The organism is bacterium (genome assembly GCA_016702305.1).
Classification (GTDB): Bacteria; Electryoneota; RPQS01; order RPQS01; family RPQS01; genus JABWCQ01.
The window spans coordinates 15,110-33,846 of record JADJEH010000002.1 but is presented as its reverse complement, the minus strand read 5'-3'; the positions used below and the strand labels follow the sequence as shown (position 1 = coordinate 33,846).

Sequence of the window (18,737 nt, the reverse complement as noted above, 5' to 3'; positions counted from 1 at the left end):
ATGTCGGCAGTCACCAAATGACAACAGGGCTCGCACACGCGAGCCCTGTTCCATTATACTATCTCTGTCGCCGAACGGGGATTCACGCAGCGGTTCCCCGCCGGAATCCGCAAATCGCCGAACCCTACCCCGACTTCACCATCAGCATCTTCTCAATCTGCATATCCCGAATACTCCCGGGAATTCCACCTACACCCAAACCCGACTGCCTGAGCCCGGCAAATGGCATCCAGTCCACGCGAAACGCCGTATGATCGTTGACCATCACCGCTGACGCGTTGAGTCGGGAATAGCATTGCAGCGCCGTCTCCAGACTCTTCGTGAACACCGCCGCCTGAAACGCAAACGGCGAGTGATTCGCCCGCAGGATGGCCTCGTCAAGGTCTCTGTACAAATACACGCAGGCCACCGGACCGAAAATCTCCTGCGTCGAAACCTTCGAATGATCCGGCGGGCTCCACAGCACAGTCGTTTTAAAGCACGATTCGGATAACGGTTCCGCACCCGACAACGGCACGCCGCCTTCCGCCACCGCCTCCTTCACCCACATGTTGATGCGCGTCACTTCCTGCGGGCGGATCAGCGGACCAATTTCTGTGTCCGGCAGCGTCGGGTCGCCGATCTTCATCGCGCTGCCTGCTTCCGCGAGCTTCTGCGCAAAGTCGAACGCAAACGACTCGTGAGCATAGATCCGCTGTACCGACACGCACACCTGTCCCGCATGGTAGAACGCGCCCTTCGCCAAGGGTGCCACCGCCGCGGCCCAATCGGCATCCGGCGCCAAAATCACCGGAGCCGTACCACCATGCTCCAGTGCGCAGCGCGCACCCGGCGCCAGCTTCGAGCGCAGCATCCAGCCCACCTTCGCGCTCCCGATGAACGTCAGAAACGCCACGCGGGCATCCGTCGCCAATTGCTCCGCGACCTGCAAATCACTGGTGACGCAGGCTTGACACCACTCCTCAGGCAAGCCCGCCGCGTGAAACATCTCGACCAACCGGAAACACGAGAGCGGCGTCTCTTCAGCAGGCTTCACAATCACCGGGCAGCCCGCCGCAATTGCGGGGCCCACCTGGTGCGCAATTAGATTCAACGGATGATTAAACGCACTGATCGCCACCACCGGGCCGATCGGTTCCAGTCGCGTGACGGCCAGCCGGCCCGCTGAAGCGGCGTTAAGATTCATCGGCACCTCCCGCCCCGCGCTGGTGCGCATCGTCTCGATGCAAATGCGCAGGCTGTCCGCCGCACGGGCCACTTCGACTCGCGAGTCCAGCAGCGGCTTGCCGCCCTCCCGCGCAGCCTCGACCGCCAACATTTCCGCATTGTCGAGCACCAACTGCCGGACTTTGTCCAAAATCTCCAGCCGCTTCGCCAACGACAACCATCCCGACCGTTGCGCATAGAGCCTGTGAGCCGTCGCCAGAGCGGTCTCGACCGCGTCACTGCCAGCCGTCTCCACCGTAGCAATCGGCGTCCGGTCAAATGGCGCTACGACTTCGATCCGGCCCGCCGGGCGAGCGCCCGGAATCATCAAAGGGTAATGAGGCATTTCCAGTTTCTTCCGTTGTTAGCCAAAAAGATAGCCAAATCGCCGCCAAATGGCAATCCCAAACACCTTCCGGCCGTTGCATGCTGCGCGGAAATGCCTAAATTAAGGTGAATCATCCCCCCAAAAACGAGTCCGCATGGCCGACCCCATTCTGAATACTCCCGCCGGAATTCTGGCAACGCTCGCAACCGTCGCCGCCACGTTCTTCTGGCTCGAGCGCAAGACCCGCTGGAAGCTGTTCAACTACTTCCCGCCGCTGCTCTTTATCTACCTGTTGCCGGTCGGGCTCTCTAATTTCGGCGTCATCCCCACCAAGTCCGAGGTCTATACCCAGTTAACCGACCTCGTTCTGCCGCTATTCCTGACGCTGCTCTTGGTCAATGTCAATGTGGCCGCGACCATCAAGGTGATGGGCAAGGGGCTGTTTGTCATGCTCATCGGCACACTCGGCGTGATCATCGGCGCACCTCTTGGCTATCTGCTCGTCGCTCACAATCTCGGCCCCGAATCGTGGAAGGGCTTCGGGGCGCTCGCTGGGAGTTGGATCGGGGGCACGGGCAATATGGCCGCCGTCGCCGAAGGTCTGAACACCAATGGCGCTGACTTCGGAATGGCTGTTATCGCCGACAACGGCATCTTCCTGCTTTGGTTGCCCCTGCTACTCGCCTCCAAAAATGTCGAAGGCTGGTTCCACCGCTTCACCGGCGTCAAAGATGAACAAGTCTCGCAAATGAAGGCCGCCGCCGCCGACCTCAAGCTCTACAAAGAGCCGGTCGCCATGCGCCATATCGTCTATCTGCTCGCTATCGGTCTGGGCTGCGCCGCCCTCTCCGAAGTCGTCGCGTCGTGGATTCCGGCAATTCAGCCGATCATGACCGAGAAGACCTATCGCATTCTGCTCGTGACTACCTTCGGAGTACTGCTCTCCTTCACTCGCGCCCGCACTATTCCCGGTTCGCACGAATTGGCGATGGCCTTGATATACGTCTTTGTGGCGAACATGGGTGCAAAGGCCAGCCTCGACGGTCTCGCGGGACAAGCTCCGTGGTTCCTGCTCGGCGCGTTCGTGTGGATTCTCTTCCACGGCGCGACCGTCGTGCTCGCCGCCCGCATCTTCAAAGCCGACGTGCATACCTCGGCAATCTCGTCCGCCGCCGTGATTGGCGGGGTCGCATCAGCACCGATCGTCGCGGCGCATCACGATGAACGACTCGTCCCTGTCGCCGTACTCATGGCTCTAATCGGCTACGCGCTTGGCAACTACGGCGGATTCGCCGCCGCGTATCTCTGCAGCGTCTTCGCACCATGACCCATCAATTCCCGTTCTTCTTCGATCTCGCAATTATCCTGGCCTGCGCGCTGCCGGTGCTGTTCCTGTCGCGCCGCATCGGCTTGCCGCCGATCGCGGGCTTCGTACTGACGGGAATCCTCATCGGACCCTCGGGAATCGGTTTCATCGAGAATCTCGACCGCGTCGAATCCTCCGCCGAAATCGGAGTCATCCTCCTGCTCTTCATCGTCGGCCTCGAATTGTCGCTGTCGGGTTTGAAGAGCACGCCCGTACGCACCTACCTGTCGGCCGTCGGACAGGTTATCGTAACCTGCGCTGTCGTGGTGATATCCGCGCTCAGCCTGGGCTTCACCCTGCCCACTGCTATAATCACCGGCTTCGTCGTCACCGTCTCTTCGTCCGCGCTCGTCTTGAAAGGCCTCGCCGACAAAGGTGAGTTGAACACGCCGCTCGGGCAGACCGTCGCCACCATTTGCGTCGTGCAGGATTTTGCCATCGTGCCCATGATGATGACCGTCAGCCTTCTGGTCATGGGCAATATCACGTCGTACGAAATCTCCGTGCGCGCTGTGCTCGTCGCCGTGTGGCTGTTGTCGCTCTACCTGCTGGGCCGTTGGATCGTTCCGCAAATGCTGCGCTGGCTCGTGCGGATTCAAGTCTCCGAAGCCATCCTGCTCTTCGCTATCCTGCTCATGCTCGTCATCGGTGCGATCTCATCCGTCGCCGGACTCTCGATGGCGCTCGGCGCCTTCGCCGCCGGCGTGATTCTCTCCGAAAATGAGTTCAGCGCGCACATCTATTCACAGGTGCAGGTCTTCTCCACGCTGTTCTCGTCGCTGTTCTTCGTCTCAATCGGCATGCTGCTCGACCTCGGGTTTGTGATCACCCACGCCGACACCGTGCTCGCCTTCGCATTCGGCATTCTTCTGTTGAAAACGCTGGTCGTGTTCATCGTCAGTATCCCGTTGCCCTTGACGCTCCGGCAACGAGTGCAGGGCGGAGTATACCTCGCGCAAATCGGCGAGTTCTCGTTCCTGCTCCTCAGCGCCGCCGTCGCCGGAAATATTCTGACCGACCACGAATTCCAATATCTCATCGCCGCGTCTACCCTAACGCTGGCCGTCACACCGCTCGTCATGCAGCTCGCTCCGCACGTCGCCTATCACGCCGGCCGCAGCATCGGCGCTCGCGCCGAAACCGCCAATGCGCCGCCGCCCATGGCCGCCCGACCTAAACCCGCCGTCTTGATTGTGGGATACGGAGTGAACGGTCACAACGTCGCCCGCGTTCTGCGCGAAGCCGGAATCTATCATGAAGTCTTGGAATTCAATCCGCAGACCGTGCGGCAAGCCCGACATGAAGGTGAAATCATCCACTACGGCGACGTCAGCCACGCCGATTTTCTGCGGCACTTGCATCTGAAAGACTTCGACAGCGCCGTGATCGCCATTTCCGATCCGGCCGCTACGCGCCGCGCCGTTGCCGTTATGCGCCGGCTGAATCGGGATATTCATCTCATCGTGCGCACAAAGTACGTCGCGGAAGTCGAACAGCTCGAACAAATGGGAGCCAATCTGGTCGTCCCCGAAGAGTTTGAAACGTCACTACGCATCTTCGCCGAACTGCTCGGACACTATCACATTCCGCCGCACATCATCGCGGCCCAAGTTGAAATCGTCCGCAGTCAGAGCTACGGCACCCTGCGCGGGCAGCGCGGAACCGGCGAACGACTGTCGCAACTGCTCATGCAGCGCCTTGTCGAAGCCGTGCCCATTCTGGAAAATAGCAAAGCGCGCGCATCCACGCTGCGCGCGCTCAATTTCTCGCCAGATGGCCGCTGCCAGGTCATTGCGCTGCTGCGCAACGGCGCGCCGACCGAACACGTGCTCGATCAACCCTTGGTCGCCAACGACCTCGTCGTCCTGTATGGCGACCACGCCGCGTTGGACAACGCCGTGAACCTACTCAGCGTTATCGAATAGATTGCCCGCCGAGTGAATTGCGCGGCCCCTTCATCATCGGCCCTGAGTCTTCTTCCGCAAGCGAATCGCGCCCAGTTTCTGCCCGCCATCCTTGAACTTATTCAGATAGCGCCGCGCCCACGCGTATTCCGTGGCCAAAATCGCCAACCCCAGCGGTATCACCACCACCGCCGGTCCCGGCAATGCAATCATCAATATGCCGACTAACAAAACGCTGAAACCCAAGATCGTCCGCACGAGCTTCAGCGCCGCCGCAAAGGCTGCGCCGTGCGGTCCCGGCTCATCGTGTTTGGTTGGCTGTGTCGGTGTCCCGCCCATACTCTTCCGCCATGATTAATCCACCACCCCAAACCGTCGCCCGCGTCGCCACCGTCGCCCGGCGCACCTGCCTGCTGCGCTTGCTTAGCGGTGAAGTCGTTGAAGCCGCGCTGCGCGGCAAGTTGTTCGACGCCGATACCGATGGTATTACCGTCGGTGACTTCGTGCGCGCCGAACTCGAAGCCGGACAATGGGCCGTGGACGAAGTCCTGCCCCGCGCCAATGCCTATTTACGCAAAGGACTGCGCAAGGAAAAGCAGGTGATGTTCGCCAACGCCGACCGCGTGATCATCGTCGCGTCGCTCGCCCGTCCCCAAACCAAAATCGCCGCCATTGATCGCTTCCTGGTCGCCGCGCTATTCGGCGGAGTCCCGCCGCTGCTTGTTCTCACCAAATCCGATCTCGACGACAGCAACGCGCGCGCCAAAGAAATCACCGATCTCTATGACTCCTTCGATATGCCCATCGCCGTGGTCAGCAATGAATCTGGCGACGGCATCGAATCCCTGCGGGCGCAACTGACCACAGGCGTCACGGCTATCATCGGCAATTCCGGAGTCGGTAAAAGCTCGTTGGCCAACGCGCTGGTGCCTAATCTGGAACTGCGCGTGCAGGAGGTCAGTTCCTGGTCCGGCAAAGGCGTGCATACGACCACCGCCGCCCTGCTGATTCCCTTGTCCGATACGGCGTTGGCCATTGACACGCCGGGCATGAAGAGCTTCGTCCCGTACGGCCTGACCAAACACAATATCGCCGCGCTCTTCCCCGACATTGCTGAACTTGCCCACGCCTGCCGCTTCCGCAATTGCGCACACCAGAGCGAACCCGACTGCGCCGTCTTGAACGCGCTCGACGAAGAGACACTCGCCCCGTCGCGCTATCGCAGCTTTCAACGGCTGCTCAGCGAAGTGGAATCCGAATTCTGACCAGGCCGCGCCGCCCGGCGCCGCAGCGTTTTCCGCATGCAAAAGAGACGGCCCGCGCCGTCTCTCTTTCTTGGAATGCGCATGGCCAACGCGCTACGCCCGGCGCAAGAGATAGTCAATCAGATCAATCTTCGTGATAATATCGCGCGACACCCCCTCGCGCACGACCATCACCGCCTCGCGGCCCATCGACGTGAAGATCTGCGACAACGACTCGAGCGCATCGTCTTCCGTCACCGTCGGGAAATTCCGCGTGATGATCGGCTCGATCGAAGAGTTCGACGTCCCCACACCTGACAGCAGTAGCTTCAACAAATCGGCTTCATGAATCAAACCCAACACCTCGTCGCCCTCCATCACGGGCATCTGGGAGATGCCGTTCTCCTTCATGATCAGGATCACGTCCCCGACGCGCTCCGTGCGCCGCACCGAAATCAGATTGAACGGCAGCCGCGCGTGCAATAAGTCGCGCACCGACCCCATCTGCGATGGCTCCTGCAGCATCCCGTTGTCACGCATCCATTCGTCATTGTACATCTTCGATAGATAGCGCGAACCGTTGTCCGGCAGAACTGTCACGATCACCGAACCCGGCGGCACTCGCGACGCCAATTCGGCGGCCGCCCACACTGCCGTGCCCGACGAACCGCCCGCATAAATCCCCTCTTCCCGCGCCAGCCGCCGACCCATCAGGAACGAATCCTTGTCCGACACCTGGATCATCTCATCCACAAGATCAAAATCAATATTGCCGACAATCTGATCCTGTCCGATCCCTTCCACTTTGTAGGCGTACATCTCGCCGAATTCGCCGTGCTTCCAGTAGTTTGTCAGCATTGAACCGAACGTATCCACTCCCACACATTTGACCTGCGGATTCCGCTCCTTCAAATACGTCGCAATCCCCGTGAACGTGCCGCCCGTGCCCAGACCCGCAACAAAGTAGTTGATGCGTCCTTCGGTCTGCTCCCAAATCTCCGGACCCGACAGCTTGTAATGCGCCTCCGTGTTCAAACGGTTGTGGTACTGATTCACGTAATAGCTCCCGGGCGTCTCCTTGTGAATCCGCTTCGCCGTTTCATAATAGCTGAGCGGCGAGTCCGCATCCACGTTCGCCGGGCATACGACCACCTTCGCACCGTAAACCTTCAGGCCGTCCACTTTCTCCTTGCTCATCTTGTCCGAGATCGTGAACAGACAACGATAGCCTTTCACCGCCGCCGCCATACCCATCGCCGCGCCAGTATTTCCGCTCGTGTTTTCTACGATCATCGCGCCCGGCGTTAGCGCACCCGCCTCGGCGGCCTTGTCGAGCATATAACTTGCCATACGATCCTTCACCGACCCTGAAGGATTCAAATGCTCGCACTTGACCCAGATCTCGCCCGGCATCCCGGAGCCGATCTTGTTCAGACGAACCAGCGGCGTATTACCTACCGCATCCGTAATGTTTGCTAACCGATTGTGTGCTTTGGAGGGATTCATGCCTGAGTCGTTTATGGGTGATCTTGAATTCATACTACTTTCGCAAACCGCGTGACAGAACCTTCCCCAAATTCCCAAAACAAATAAGGCTCGATCAGCTCGAGTTCCATCAGCACAAACTGTCCGCCGCGCACGATGCCGTCCACGCGCCCGTACAGCGGCACCGCCTGAAACGGAATCGCCGCCAATGCCGCGCGCGCCTGCGCAATCACATCCGCCCCCACCGTCGTCGCCGCCTGCACCCCGCCGTAGCGCGGCTGCACCCGAAAATCACCCGGCGCCGGAGTCTTCAACACCGCGTGCGAAAATTCATTGCGCACGAATATCAAGGAGTATTCGCCCGGCTCCTGCACTTCGGGAATGAACGGCTGCAGCATCAACCCCTTGTGCTCATTCAATCCGCCGAGCTGCGCCAGAACCTCATCAATCGTCTCCGGCGACACGCGCAGCGTGTTGTACGCGCCCGCCGACACCGTCGGCTTGATCACGCACGGACCGGTCACATGCCGCTGCAGCAGCTCGCGCGTCAGCTTCTCGCGCCCAATCCACACCGTCGGCGGAATCGTCACACCGCGCGCCGCTAAGTCGCGCAAATAGAGCTTGTCGCTGTTCCATCGCAAAATGTCCGGCGCATTCTCAAGCCTAATCCCCGCCGCTTCAACGCGATCAATCCACTTCAGGAATTCAATCACTCGTCCCGAGTAGTCCCACGTACAGCGAATAATGATCGTCTCGCAGGCGCGCCAACTCTCCTGCGGATCATCCCACACCACGATCGCGCACTCCCCGCGCTCGCACAACGCACCGTAGAGAAGCTGTTCGCCTCCCGACAGTTCCGGCAACTCACGCGACGTCGCCAGTCCGATCACCGCGTAACCACCCGCGCCGGATCGTCCGTGATGATGCCCGCCACGCCCAGTTCCACCAACCGTTGAAACTCCGCCGGATCATTCACCGTCCACGCAAACAGCGGAACGTTGTGAATCTTGAAAAAACCCGCGAGCTCCGGCGTTATCCACTCATGCCAATAGGCGATCCCGCGCGCGTCCGTCTGCGCAACGACCTCGCGTGCCTGCTCAAGCGTCAGCTCCTGCGGCACAATCCAAATCGCCGGAACATCCGGCGCCAGCTTGCGAAAACTCGCCACCACGTCCGGCAGAAAACTGGAAAATAGATACGTCTCTTTCGGCATCGCCTTGCGCGCCACGGCCAGCACCGCCGCTTCATGGCCCGCGGTCTTCACTTCGATATTCACAAAACCCTTGCCCGATAGCTCGCGCAGCACTTCATCAAGTGTGCACACATACGCGCGTAGACCGTGCGCCACTTCGCGCATGTCCGCATACGTGAGCTCGCCGAGCTTCTCTCCCGTCGAAAACGCGTCGTCATGAAAGACAACCGGCACGCCGTCCGCGGTGATTTGCACATCAAGCTCCACCCCGTCCGCGCCTTCGCGCAGCGCCAGATGAAACGACTCGATGGTGTTTTCACAGGCGTGCATCGGCGATCCGCGATGCCCTAAGACAATCGGTCGTCCCGCAATGATCTGTCGAAAACGATCAGCCACTGAAATATATTGGAATCATGAATTGTGTAAAAGCAATCGTCGCTACGCTTCAAGCCATGCGCTGCATCGCAAGCTTGATGCGGTCCAGCGGCTGCGTCAAGGCCAGGCGAATGTAGCCGATGCCTTCCCGGCCAAATCCGCGGCCCGGTGTTACAACCACGTCGTGCTCGAGTGCGCGCTGCACAAACGGCAGCTCATCCTCGCCGACACGCGCCCACACGTAAAACGTGGCGGGACTCTGGATCACATCCAACCCCATCTGCGTCAGCGCCTTCTCGGTGTAGGCGCGCCGTTCACCGTAGATCTTGCGAATCTCCACCACCGACGCCGGTGGTTCCGCGCCGTGATAACCCGCCAGCCCGTCTGCCATCGCCCGCTGAATCATCAGCGGCGCTCCCGAATCAATCTGCGCCTTGGCTTTCACCAGGGCGCCGATATAGTCCGCCCGCCCCACGCAAAATCCGATGCGAAATCCGGTCGCGTTAAAGACCTTGGACAGCGAATGCATCTCCACGGCGTTGCTCGTATATTGCAGGAACGACGGCGCCACGTAGTCGCCAAAGGTCATCTCGCTGTATGCGTGATCGTGACACACAACTGTCTCGGGATGCGCGTCGGCAAAATCTCCCAACTGTTGCCAGAACAGTTCCGTCGCAATCGCCCCCGTCGGATTGTTCGGATAGTTGACGAACAACATCCGCGCCCCTTCCGCCAAATGCAAATCCGGCAGAAAACCGTTCGCTTTCGTCAGCGGCATTGTCGTAACTTTCCCGTCGCACAGCGTCGCCACGCCTTGCGCGTAAACGGGATAGGCCGGTGACGGCGCGGCCACCGTGTCGCCCGGATTCACATACGCGCGCCCCAGCGACGAGAGCCCTTCCTTGCCGCCCAGCACCACGCAGATCTGCGTGTCCGGATCAAGCTCCACACCGAAACGCCCCGCAAAATATTTCGCAATCGTCTTGCGCACCTCCGCGTCGCCGCGTGACGACGAGTAGAAATGCGCGTCCGCATCCGCCGCGTGACGTTGCAGACTCTTCGTGAACGATTCCGGCGGCGGCAAATCCGGATCACCAATCCCTAAATTGATCACGTCCCGCCCCGCCGCGGTCTTGGCGGCAATCTTCTGTTCCAATTCGGCGAACAGATATTCCGGCAGTCGTGTTAGTCGTGTTGCTGGAGAAGCCAATGCTCTATCTTTTCCCGTTTTCTGATTTCCGACTTCCGCCTTCATCATTCATCATTCATCTCCCCCGCAAACACCCGCTCAGCAATACTCCGTTGCCGAATCTCCCTGAATCCCGTCCCCACGGTGATATGCAGCGCCCCGCCCGGCTGATGTACCGCAATCGGCTTGTCAAAATCAAAATGACCGACCGCACAGCCCGCGCAGGCCGTCGCCACCGAGCCGCTGCCACACGCCAACGTAATCCCTGCGCCGCGTTCCCACACCACTAAATTGCACGACTCACGGCTCATTACATTCACAAACTCGATGTTCGCACCTTGGGCAAATGCCGGGTTCTTTTCCAAACTCGGACCATACTGAGCCGCAAACGGAATGTCGCGCTGCGGTCCGAAGATCACGCCGTGCGGATTGCCCACATTCACAGACAACACATCGAACATCTGATCGTGCGCCGCGAGCTTCAACAATTCCGGCGCGCCCGTCTGCGCAAAGTTCGGCGTCGGCATCGTCGTTTCGACCACATGATCGCCGATGTACCACGCGCGCTGGATGCCCCCGCCTGTCTGAATCGTCACTTCGCCTGATACGTCAAACCCGCGGTCATGCAGAAACAGTACGAAACAGCGCAACCCGTTGCCCGAAATCTCCGCCGCGCTGCCGTCCGCATTCCATAGCCACATGCGATGGTGAGCTTGGTCACAGTCTGTCCTCAACAGAATCCCATCCGCCCCCACCCCCGTCTGCCGCTGACACAGCGCCCGCACCCGATCCGCCTGAAAGTACCGCTCCGCGCCGGGCACATCGCGCCCGTCCACGAGCAGAAAATCATTCCCTAATCCGTGATATTTCGCAAACTTCATAAATTTCACTTCTGTTCCAATTCGAGTAGAATTCATAATATAACGGCTTTTCCCGTACGAGGCAATTGGTCTTGCGACCAGCGGTCAGGTTGTGTATATTGCCATGTCCGTGCATAACTTACAGTTTGTTGATTCGAAAGGCCTGTCCATGCGCATTGTCGCCGCTCTCCTGCTCGCGTGCTCCTGCTTCGTCGGCTCAGCCCTGGCCCGTCCGCAATATAGCGCCATGTTCGGCCAAAGCTGCTTCCTCTGCCATGCCAACCCCACCGGAAATGGCCTGCGCGAACCTTACGGCAGCCAGTTCTTCGGCCCCCAATATCTGCCCGTCAAGCCGGTCAGCTACGAAACGCTGAACAAGATCAATCCCAAGCTCTCCGAAAACGTCACCATCGGCGCCGATTTTCGCACCATTTGGCTGGCTACGAATACCCAAAGTGACACGCTCGAAGCCGGCTTGTCCGACCAATTCTCGACCAATACCGGCACCACAGCGCAGATGGAAGGAAATCTATACCTGCAAATCCGCCCCACGGAGCAGGTCATGCTCTACCTGTCGCAGGGTGTCGCTGATGCTTCAGGCCGGCAGGAGATCTACGGTATGGCCAACCTGAAGGGCTTCAAGGCCTGGGCCAAGGGCGGCCAATTTCAGGAGAATTTCGGCTTCCGCTTCGCCGACCACACCGCGTTCACCCGCACCGGCCTGTGGAGCGGCTATACCGGAGCGGCCTTCAGCACCCCCAATCCGCCGCACTATGGCGTCGGTCTTGAGGTCGGCACTCGCATTGTCGGGTTCGATGTGAGCGGTTCCTATACCGCCGCACAATCGAATATCCCGATGGATCGTGACCAGCAGAAGCGCTGGATGCTGCGTGCCTACGGCCAGCGGCGGCTCCCGTTTGCCGAGAAATGGATCATCTCAGGTGGCGGCAGCTGGTTTCACGCCCCCGGGAAGGCCCCGGATCCTGAACTCGGCTTCCCCGGTCAGGCCATCCGCACGACGGCCTGGGGCGGCTTCGGTGGGATCTCGTTCGAGGGAATTCACAATCGCATGGGTACCGGCAACGGAGCCTCCAACTTCGGCTGGCTGGCCACCTCGCTGCTCTTCGAATACGACCGAAAGGACTGGACCACCTCGTTGGTTTGGACCTTTAGGGATCAAGTCTCCCCGTTCGGCATCACCAGCGCCTATGCCACCGCGCAGCTCGAAGTCATGGCCTATCAGGGCGTGTGGCTGCAATGCGCCTACGACTGGCTGGACAACGCCGAAACGTCCGGCATCGCGGGCCAAGCCGAGCGCACCACTATCGGGGCCGCGACCTACGTCCTCCCGTGGGTCGAAGTCGCCCTCAAGCACAGCTCTACTCGTCCGAAGCGGACCCGGTCACCGGCGCGCCTCAGTCCCGCAACAAAAAGCAGATTGAAGCCCAGCTTCACGTCTTCTTCTAATTGTTAATTCAGAACTTCTGACATTGCGTGGCCGCCTGTCCGGGCGGCCATTGCTTTTCTTCTCAGGTCTGAAAACTTGACAATCATGGTCATATATGTGACCTTGTGGCATGGCTATTTTGCCCGGGAGAGTGGTAACATGAAGCGCAACCAAGGGAGGCAACGATGAAACATGTATTGGCAATCTGTTTTTGCTTGTGGTGGACCGTTCAAGCCGGGGCCACGGTGCATATAGTGAATGTCAGCGGACTGGCGTTCTCACCGTCAACCCTCACGATCAATCAGGGCGACACCGTGCGTTGGGTCAAGACCACCGGACTGCATAATGTGCGGGAGTCCGGCGGAACACCAGACACGGTATTCTACAGTGGCGCGCCCACCAACAGCGCGTTCACCTACAATTTTGCATTTAACGCGCCGCTGTCGGGAGTCTTCAGCTACCGTTGCGACGTGCATTTCAGCCTTGGCATGACGGGCACGATCACTGTCAACGCACCGCCGCCGTGCTTGGCGCCCAGCGAATTGATGATCGCTTCCGAAGGCGCGGGTGTGCGGCTTTGGTGGCTCGCCCCGCAGGTCGGCCATTACGACGCATATTCCACCACAGACCCGCTGCTCGCCACCGATCCGCCCGGTGCCGGATGGACGCTCGAAGCCGGCTCGGATGTCGCTGTCATTGGTCAAGCCACGCTGCTGCTCAATCCCGTTGGTGATCAAAAATTCATCGTCGTCATCCAAGACTGCACACCGTAGTTCTAATTCGCATCGCTACGAAAGAAGGCCACCCGCAAAGGTGGCCTTTTTCAATACCAATCTAATTCCTAAACTCATGCGCGGCCATCCACCGCTAACTACGCATCGTCCCGCAGTCGTTTCAACAGCGCGATGCTCGACGGCGTATCTTCATCCGGCAACTCGGTCGTTCCCGGCAGTCCGTCAAACCGCGGGTCCGTCGCCAATAGCTTAAATCCCGCTTGTCCGATAAATCCCGCGCCGATCGCCGCATGCCGGTCGCGATGCTGCCCCAACTCAAATTTCGAATCGTTCAAATGAAACGCGCGCAGATACCGCAGGCCGATCTCCTGATCAAACTCGCGCCACGTCTTGTCATAGGCCTCTTGCGTGCGCAGATCGTAGCCCGCCGCGAAGATATGACACGTGTCCACGCACACACCCATGCGGTCGTCTTGTCCGCAGGCGCGAATCAATTGGCCCAGATGCGAGAATTTCGCCCCTAAGTCGCCGCCCTGCCCCGCTGTTGTTTCGAGCAGAATCCCCACACCCAGGTCGTCCGTGCGCAGAAGCACCTCATTCAGGGATTTCGCGCAGTTCTCCAATCCAATCGCTTCACCCGCGCCTTTGTGCGACCCCGGGTGCGTGTTCACCCACGGAATCCCCAGCAGGGCCGCCCGCTCCAGCTCATCCACAAACCCGTCCACGGATTTCTTCCGCAGCGTTTCATCCGGCGACGAGAGATTGATCAAATAGCTGTCGTGCACAAACACGGGCGGCTCGCCCGCGTTTTCCCAGGCCTCGAACCACTTGTAAATGTCCTCCGGCTCAATGGCCTTGCCCTGCCACTGCAATTGGCTCTTGGTGAAGACCTGAATCGCTTCGCAGTCAAATTCTATCCCCCACTCAAACGCTTTGTACAATCCACCCGCAGTCGAAGTATGCGCCCCGAATAGCACTTTGCACTCTCCCGTTGATTATTGGATTACAAATTACTCATCCAATGCCGCACATGCAAGTCAATAGACCCGCCCATGCAACTGGACCCCCGCAAGCGTCCGCCGCAGATTCCCGCCGCCGGTCCGCATGTTACGCCCCAAGACCGGACCGTGATTTGCATAACCCTATTTCATGCGCAGTATCATAATCTCGACGCTGGTCTTTTTTCCCGCCAGCTTCTACTTGCACCGCTACCTGGACGAGTGGGGACTGGATAAGGGCCGCACGCGGACCCTGCTCGTCCTGCTGCTCGCTTCGGTCATCGGCTACGCCGCTGCCTTTGTCGTGGATATCGTCCTCGGCTGACCTTGATCCGTACCCAAATAGAAGCGGGGCGAGTCTTGCGACTCGCCCCGCTTGCTTCTCCAAGGCAGTATCCATCGCCGCGTGCGTCACGCGCCTGCGGCAAAGGGTCCAGCATCTACGCTGGTTACTTCATCAACACCATCTTCGACTGCGCCGTGAAGCCATTGGCTTCCATCTTGTACAGATAGAGACCGCTGGACAGGCCGGCTGCGTCAAAGCTCACCACATGGCGGCCGGCATCCATCGAGCCGTTCACCAGTTCGGCCACCTTCTGGCCCATGATGTTGAACACACTGATCGTCACGTGACCCGCTTCCACCATGTCGAACGCGATGTTCGTCGTCGGGTTGAACGGGTTCGGATAGTTCTGATGCAGCGCATATTCCGTCACAACCGCGGCGCCCGCCGGGGTGGACTCAACCGTCGCCAGTTCCTGACGACCGCCGTTGTTGTCAACCGCCACGAGGCTGTAGCTGTACGTATGGCCATTCTCAACGTTCGCATCCACAAAGCTGTAGACCGCGCCCGTCGCTTCGTTCTCGGCCGGAACATTCGCGATCACCGAACCGTCACGGCTCAGCTCGAAGCTGGCCAGATTGCTCTCCGACAGCGTGTTCCAGTTCAACACCACTTCGCTGTTGTTCGCAACGGCGTCAAAACCACCGAAGTTCACCGACAGAATGATGTCATATTCAAACTTCAAGCAAGCGCCCAGAACCGAACCCTGATCAAGGTTCGCGGCGTCCGAAACGCAGAGCAGCCAGTTGCCGACCGCGTTCGAACCGTCGTAAACCGACAGCGGCTGTTCCGGAATAAACGAACCCGTGTACGGCGGAACGCCCAACGCGATCGTCGTAGCGGCTTCATCGTCAAACGTCGTGCAGGTGTAGTTATCACCACCACTGCCGCGGCGGTTGGACAGCGTGTCCACCACACCCAACGGCGAGATCAACGCGACCACCAGGTCACCGTCAAACGTGTGCACGAGGTCGAGGCACACATTCAAGTCGGTGATACGGTATTCGATCGGCACATTGATCGTCAAGCACACCGTGCCGTTGTCCAGAATCGGGTACGTCGTGAGATCAGCAGCGATCGTCGCGTGAGCATATTGCTGCAGCGAGCATTCGCAAACACACGGAACAGAGGACGGGCAAGCATCCGGGCAAACGCCATTCAGCGTCCACGTGCCACCCAGCGTCGCGCACTGCGATGCATAGATACCATCAACGCAAGCCTTCGGATCGCAAATCGTGCTGCCGGGAACCGTATAGCAGCAGCTTCCCACCGGGCACGGATTGGCCGCACAGGTCATCGTGGCGTTGAATTCGCCGCCCAGGACCGCACAGTCAGCCGCCAGCACATCCGCACAGGCCGGACGACCGTCAATATCAACGTAGCAGCAACGGCCTTCCGGATTACAGTCAATCGCGTTCGAGCAGGCCGCACCATCCAAAATCGCCAACTGGAACGCGCCAGTGTTGCCACTCCAACCGTCAACCAGAATGTAGTATGTCGTGCCGACAGCGCTGCACCACGTCACGCTCGAACGCGCGCCGCAGGCGTCGTCGCTCGAACCGATACAGGTGAACACACCACAGTCGCCGCAGTAGACGGCCAACTGCGTATCAAAGCCGCCCGTCGGCTGGCAGGTTTCTGCCGTCAACGTGTTGCCATTACCGACCACCGTGTACCAAACGTCGCCGGCCGTATTGCTCGAGCCGGTTCCGCACCACAGGTTCGGATCATCGTCAATAGCGCCAACCGTCGTTCCAAGGTAAGTGCCGCCAATTGGCGCGGCCACCGCCGTCGCGCAATCCTCGCCACCCTGCAGGCTCACCGGGCACGGATTCGCTTCGCAAGTCAGACCCGTCGTCCACGTGCCGCCCAACGCCGCACATTCAAGATCAATGTTCGTCTCGCAGCCAGCCGCATAGCAGCAACGGCCCAACGGACACGGCGTCGTGCCGCAATCCAGACCAGCCGCCCACACGCCGCCCAGCGCCGTGCACTCAAGCTGAATCGTCGTCGCGCAAGCCGCGCGGCCACCGTCGAGGTAGCAGCAACGACCCGTCGGGCAGGGATTCGCCGCGCAGTTCGTGCCCGCGCCGCCCCACTGACCACCAAAAACCAGACAGTCAGCCGACGTCAGATCCTCACACGTCGCCACGCCTTCACGAAGGTAGCAGCAGCGACCCGTCGGAGCCGAGGCGGGCGGATAGAAGACGATCGAACGGCCCGGAACGATGCCGGCCGTATTGCAGCTGTACTGCACGCCGTTCGTCGCCGCAAGGTCCTCAATACCAATCGTCGCGCCGACCGAACTGTGCGTGTGCTGCACAGGATCGTCGCTGAACGAAACCTTCATCTTGCCGTTGTCAAACAGAATGCACTGGAACGTCGAGATGCCGGTACCCGAAAACGGATCAATCCGCTTCCACTCGACCACGAAGTAGGTGCCAAAGCTCTTGTAGCGGATCGCACCCGCGCCCGGGGTGCCCGTGCAACCCAGGGTGCCGGCCGCGCCCGGATGAAGGTCATCATAGTACGGATAGAAGGCATTGCGCGACGCCGCGTTGATACAGCTGTTCGTGGCACCGCCACGCGTGCCCGAGAAATGTATAATACCGTTCGTGCCAATATCAACCGTCGTGTAGTTCGTGCCATAGTACGGGAACGAGAAGCCCAGCGGAGCCGCCAGCTCGTAACCGTCGTCCAGCGAACCGTTCTCAAGCGTGAAAATCGTCGCGCCCGGATCGTCGCACAGCTCAATCCACTGGTACACCACCGTGTCCGGCGACTGATTGTCTACGTAACGATAGCCAAATGTGTCCGGACCGCCCTGCGCATCCAAGCCGTCCCAAGAGTCACGCGCTTCAAGCTCAGCATAATAGGCCGTCAAAATCTCGACCATCTCCGCCGTCATTGGCAGACCTTGTTCTTTATACGCCAACGCCTTCTCAAGCGTCACGGACTGCGCTAGGTCGCGCGCGGCCTCTTCCTTACCGTAGCTGGCAAATGCCGCCGTCGCGACACACACCAGCAAAATACAGACTGTCCACAGCTTCTTCATGGAGTCATCCTCTGCAAGTTTATTAGTTACCCGGTCCTTTTACGTTCGTAGTGAACATACCTAATATATTTGTTAGGGTCGCTGAAAGCAAACCTTAGCTGGCCTTTTCTACAACTACTCATCTAAGAAAACAGTGGGTTAGCAAGATTATTAGTCTTTAATGTATAACCTCTTAGGACACACTATCCCCGTTCTCACACCTCCCGAACTCTTTAATCGGAGGCATTGCCGCCCAATAGTCCCCGCTTTCCGACATTTTGCCCATCCTGGCCCTCAAATTGCTCTTAAGTCCACGTCTCTCCTTGACTTTCAAACCCCAAATCGTTAGTTTTGAATGCCTGAACCGCGTGCGTTCCGGTCGCGAGTCTTTTCGCTAAGTACTTCTTTCCAAAATTTTTACGAATGAGCACTCGCGCCGCCATCGCTCAGACAAACGCATATCACATGTCACAGACCTCCCCGCTGACCACTACCAAGCTGCTGTTTGCCGCATTTTTCGCCCTGGTTCCACTACTGGCCTCGGCCCAAAATGTCGCTATGCCGCACTTCCTGAGCGCAAATTCGCCCGGAGCGACCACGCTCATCGGGATTCACGGCTATCTCGGCCAGCCGATCCTCGGCCGGACCTTCGCCACTGAATCAAATAGCGCCGTCGTCACGGGCTATCTGCGCACCATCACGCAGGCCCGCGCCCTCCCGTCCTTCGGCGGCGAAGCGCCCACGCCGGTGATTTTCAATTTCGCCCTCGGTCAGAACTATCCGAATCCGTTCAACCCGAGCACGCTGATTCCCTTCACACTCGACCGCTCGGCACCGGCCAAACTTGAGATTTTCAATCTCCTCGGTCAAGCCGTCCGCTCGTTCGATCTCTCAACTCTGTCCGCCGGACAATACGAAATCGCCTGGGACGGCCGCTCCGATTTCGGCCAGCTTGTCCCCAGCGGCGAATACTTCGTGCGCCTCGAGCACGCCGCGCGCATGCAGGTGCGCAAACTCACTCTGATTAAGTAA

At 59.4% G+C, this 18,737-nt stretch carries 16 protein-coding genes; 7 read left to right on the top strand and 9 right to left on the bottom strand.

The genetic code is table 11. The features are described from left to right. Window positions 1-124: 124 nt before the first annotated feature. Complete coding sequence (locus IPH10_04675; protein ID MBK6910211.1) at window positions 125-1,552, bottom strand: aldehyde dehydrogenase family protein; 1,428 nt, start codon at window positions 1,550-1,552, stop codon at window positions 125-127. A 136-nt stretch (window positions 1,553-1,688) separates the two neighbouring features. Between IPH10_04675 and IPH10_04670 the strand changes: the two genes are divergently transcribed. Both IPH10_04670 and IPH10_04665 read left to right on the top strand, forming a co-directional pair. Then, window positions 1,689-2,861: a DUF819 family protein gene (locus IPH10_04670; GenBank protein MBK6910210.1), complete on the top strand. Its 1,173-nt coding sequence runs from the start codon at window positions 1,689-1,691 to the stop codon at window positions 2,859-2,861. Continuing rightward, window positions 2,858-4,825, top strand: coding sequence for a cation:proton antiporter (locus IPH10_04665; protein ID MBK6910209.1), 1,968 nt, complete (start codon window positions 2,858-2,860; stop codon window positions 4,823-4,825). The genes IPH10_04670 and IPH10_04665 overlap by 4 nt, the downstream gene beginning before the upstream one ends. A gap of 33 nt (window positions 4,826-4,858) precedes the next feature. On the opposite strand, the gene IPH10_04660 is transcribed toward IPH10_04665, so the two are convergent. After that, entirely contained in the window at window positions 4,859-5,143 is a 285-nt protein-coding gene (locus IPH10_04660; protein MBK6910208.1) for a PGPGW domain-containing protein, read from the bottom strand. Between the two features lie 11 nt (window positions 5,144-5,154). On the opposite strand from IPH10_04660, the gene rsgA reads away from it, so the two are divergent. After that, on the top strand, window positions 5,155-6,069 hold the full coding sequence (gene rsgA, locus IPH10_04655) for a ribosome small subunit-dependent GTPase A (protein ID MBK6910207.1): 915 nt from the start codon (window positions 5,155-5,157) through the stop codon (window positions 6,067-6,069). Window positions 6,070-6,162: 93 nt separating this feature from the next. Here rsgA and IPH10_04650 read toward each other — a convergent pair whose 3' ends face one another. Genes IPH10_04650 through dapF form a run of 5 tightly spaced genes read right to left on the bottom strand, consistent with a single transcriptional unit; the run spans window position 6,163 to window position 11,170 of the window. Then, a complete protein-coding gene (locus IPH10_04650) occupies window positions 6,163-7,554 on the bottom strand; it encodes a pyridoxal-phosphate dependent enzyme (protein MBK6910206.1) in 1,392 nt (463 codons plus the stop codon). A gap of 29 nt (window positions 7,555-7,583) precedes the next feature. Beyond that, on the bottom strand, window positions 7,584-8,423 hold the full coding sequence (locus IPH10_04645) for a hypothetical protein (protein ID MBK6910205.1): 840 nt from the start codon (window positions 8,421-8,423) through the stop codon (window positions 7,584-7,586). After that, entirely contained in the window at window positions 8,420-9,121 is a 702-nt protein-coding gene (locus tag IPH10_04640; GenBank protein ID MBK6910204.1) for a glycerophosphodiester phosphodiesterase, read from the bottom strand. Before IPH10_04640 ends, IPH10_04645 begins: the two co-directional genes overlap by 4 nt. A 49-nt stretch (window positions 9,122-9,170) precedes the next feature. Beyond that, complete coding sequence (locus tag IPH10_04635; GenBank protein MBK6910203.1) at window positions 9,171-10,310, bottom strand: aminotransferase class I/II-fold pyridoxal phosphate-dependent enzyme; 1,140 nt, start codon at window positions 10,308-10,310, stop codon at window positions 9,171-9,173. 44 nt (window positions 10,311-10,354) lie between these two features. Further along, window positions 10,355-11,170: a diaminopimelate epimerase gene (gene dapF, locus IPH10_04630; GenBank protein ID MBK6910202.1), complete on the bottom strand. Its 816-nt coding sequence runs from the start codon at window positions 11,168-11,170 to the stop codon at window positions 10,355-10,357. Between the two features lie 148 nt (window positions 11,171-11,318). Between dapF and IPH10_04625 the strand changes: the two genes are divergently transcribed. Then, a complete protein-coding gene (locus IPH10_04625) occupies window positions 11,319-12,623 on the top strand; it encodes a hypothetical protein (protein ID MBK6910201.1) in 1,305 nt (434 codons plus the stop codon). A gap of 158 nt (window positions 12,624-12,781) precedes the next feature. After that, the gene (locus IPH10_04620; GenBank protein MBK6910200.1) at window positions 12,782-13,369 is read left to right on the top strand and encodes a hypothetical protein; all 588 of its coding nucleotides are present in this window, start codon (window positions 12,782-12,784) and stop codon (window positions 13,367-13,369) included. A gap of 98 nt (window positions 13,370-13,467) precedes the next feature. Here IPH10_04620 and IPH10_04615 read toward each other — a convergent pair whose 3' ends face one another. Beyond that, entirely contained in the window at window positions 13,468-14,307 is an 840-nt protein-coding gene (locus tag IPH10_04615; protein MBK6910199.1) for a deoxyribonuclease IV, read from the bottom strand. Window positions 14,308-14,479: 172 nt separating this feature from the next. Here IPH10_04615 and IPH10_04610 point away from each other — a divergent pair, with 172 nt between their 5' ends. Next, window positions 14,480-14,653, top strand: coding sequence for a hypothetical protein (locus IPH10_04610; protein MBK6910198.1), 174 nt, complete (start codon window positions 14,480-14,482; stop codon window positions 14,651-14,653). Between the two features lie 124 nt (window positions 14,654-14,777). Here the strand turns inward: IPH10_04610 and IPH10_04605 are convergent, their stop codons facing one another. Next, on the bottom strand, window positions 14,778-17,726 hold the full coding sequence (locus tag IPH10_04605; GenBank protein ID MBK6910197.1) for a T9SS type A sorting domain-containing protein: 2,949 nt from the start codon (window positions 17,724-17,726) through the stop codon (window positions 14,778-14,780). A 444-nt stretch (window positions 17,727-18,170) separates the two neighbouring features. On the opposite strand from IPH10_04605, the gene IPH10_04600 reads away from it, so the two are divergent. Beyond that, window positions 18,171-18,737 carry a T9SS type A sorting domain-containing protein gene (locus IPH10_04600; protein ID MBK6910196.1) on the top strand — a complete coding sequence of 189 codons (567 nt, stop codon included), beginning with the start codon at window positions 18,171-18,173 and terminating at the stop codon, window positions 18,735-18,737.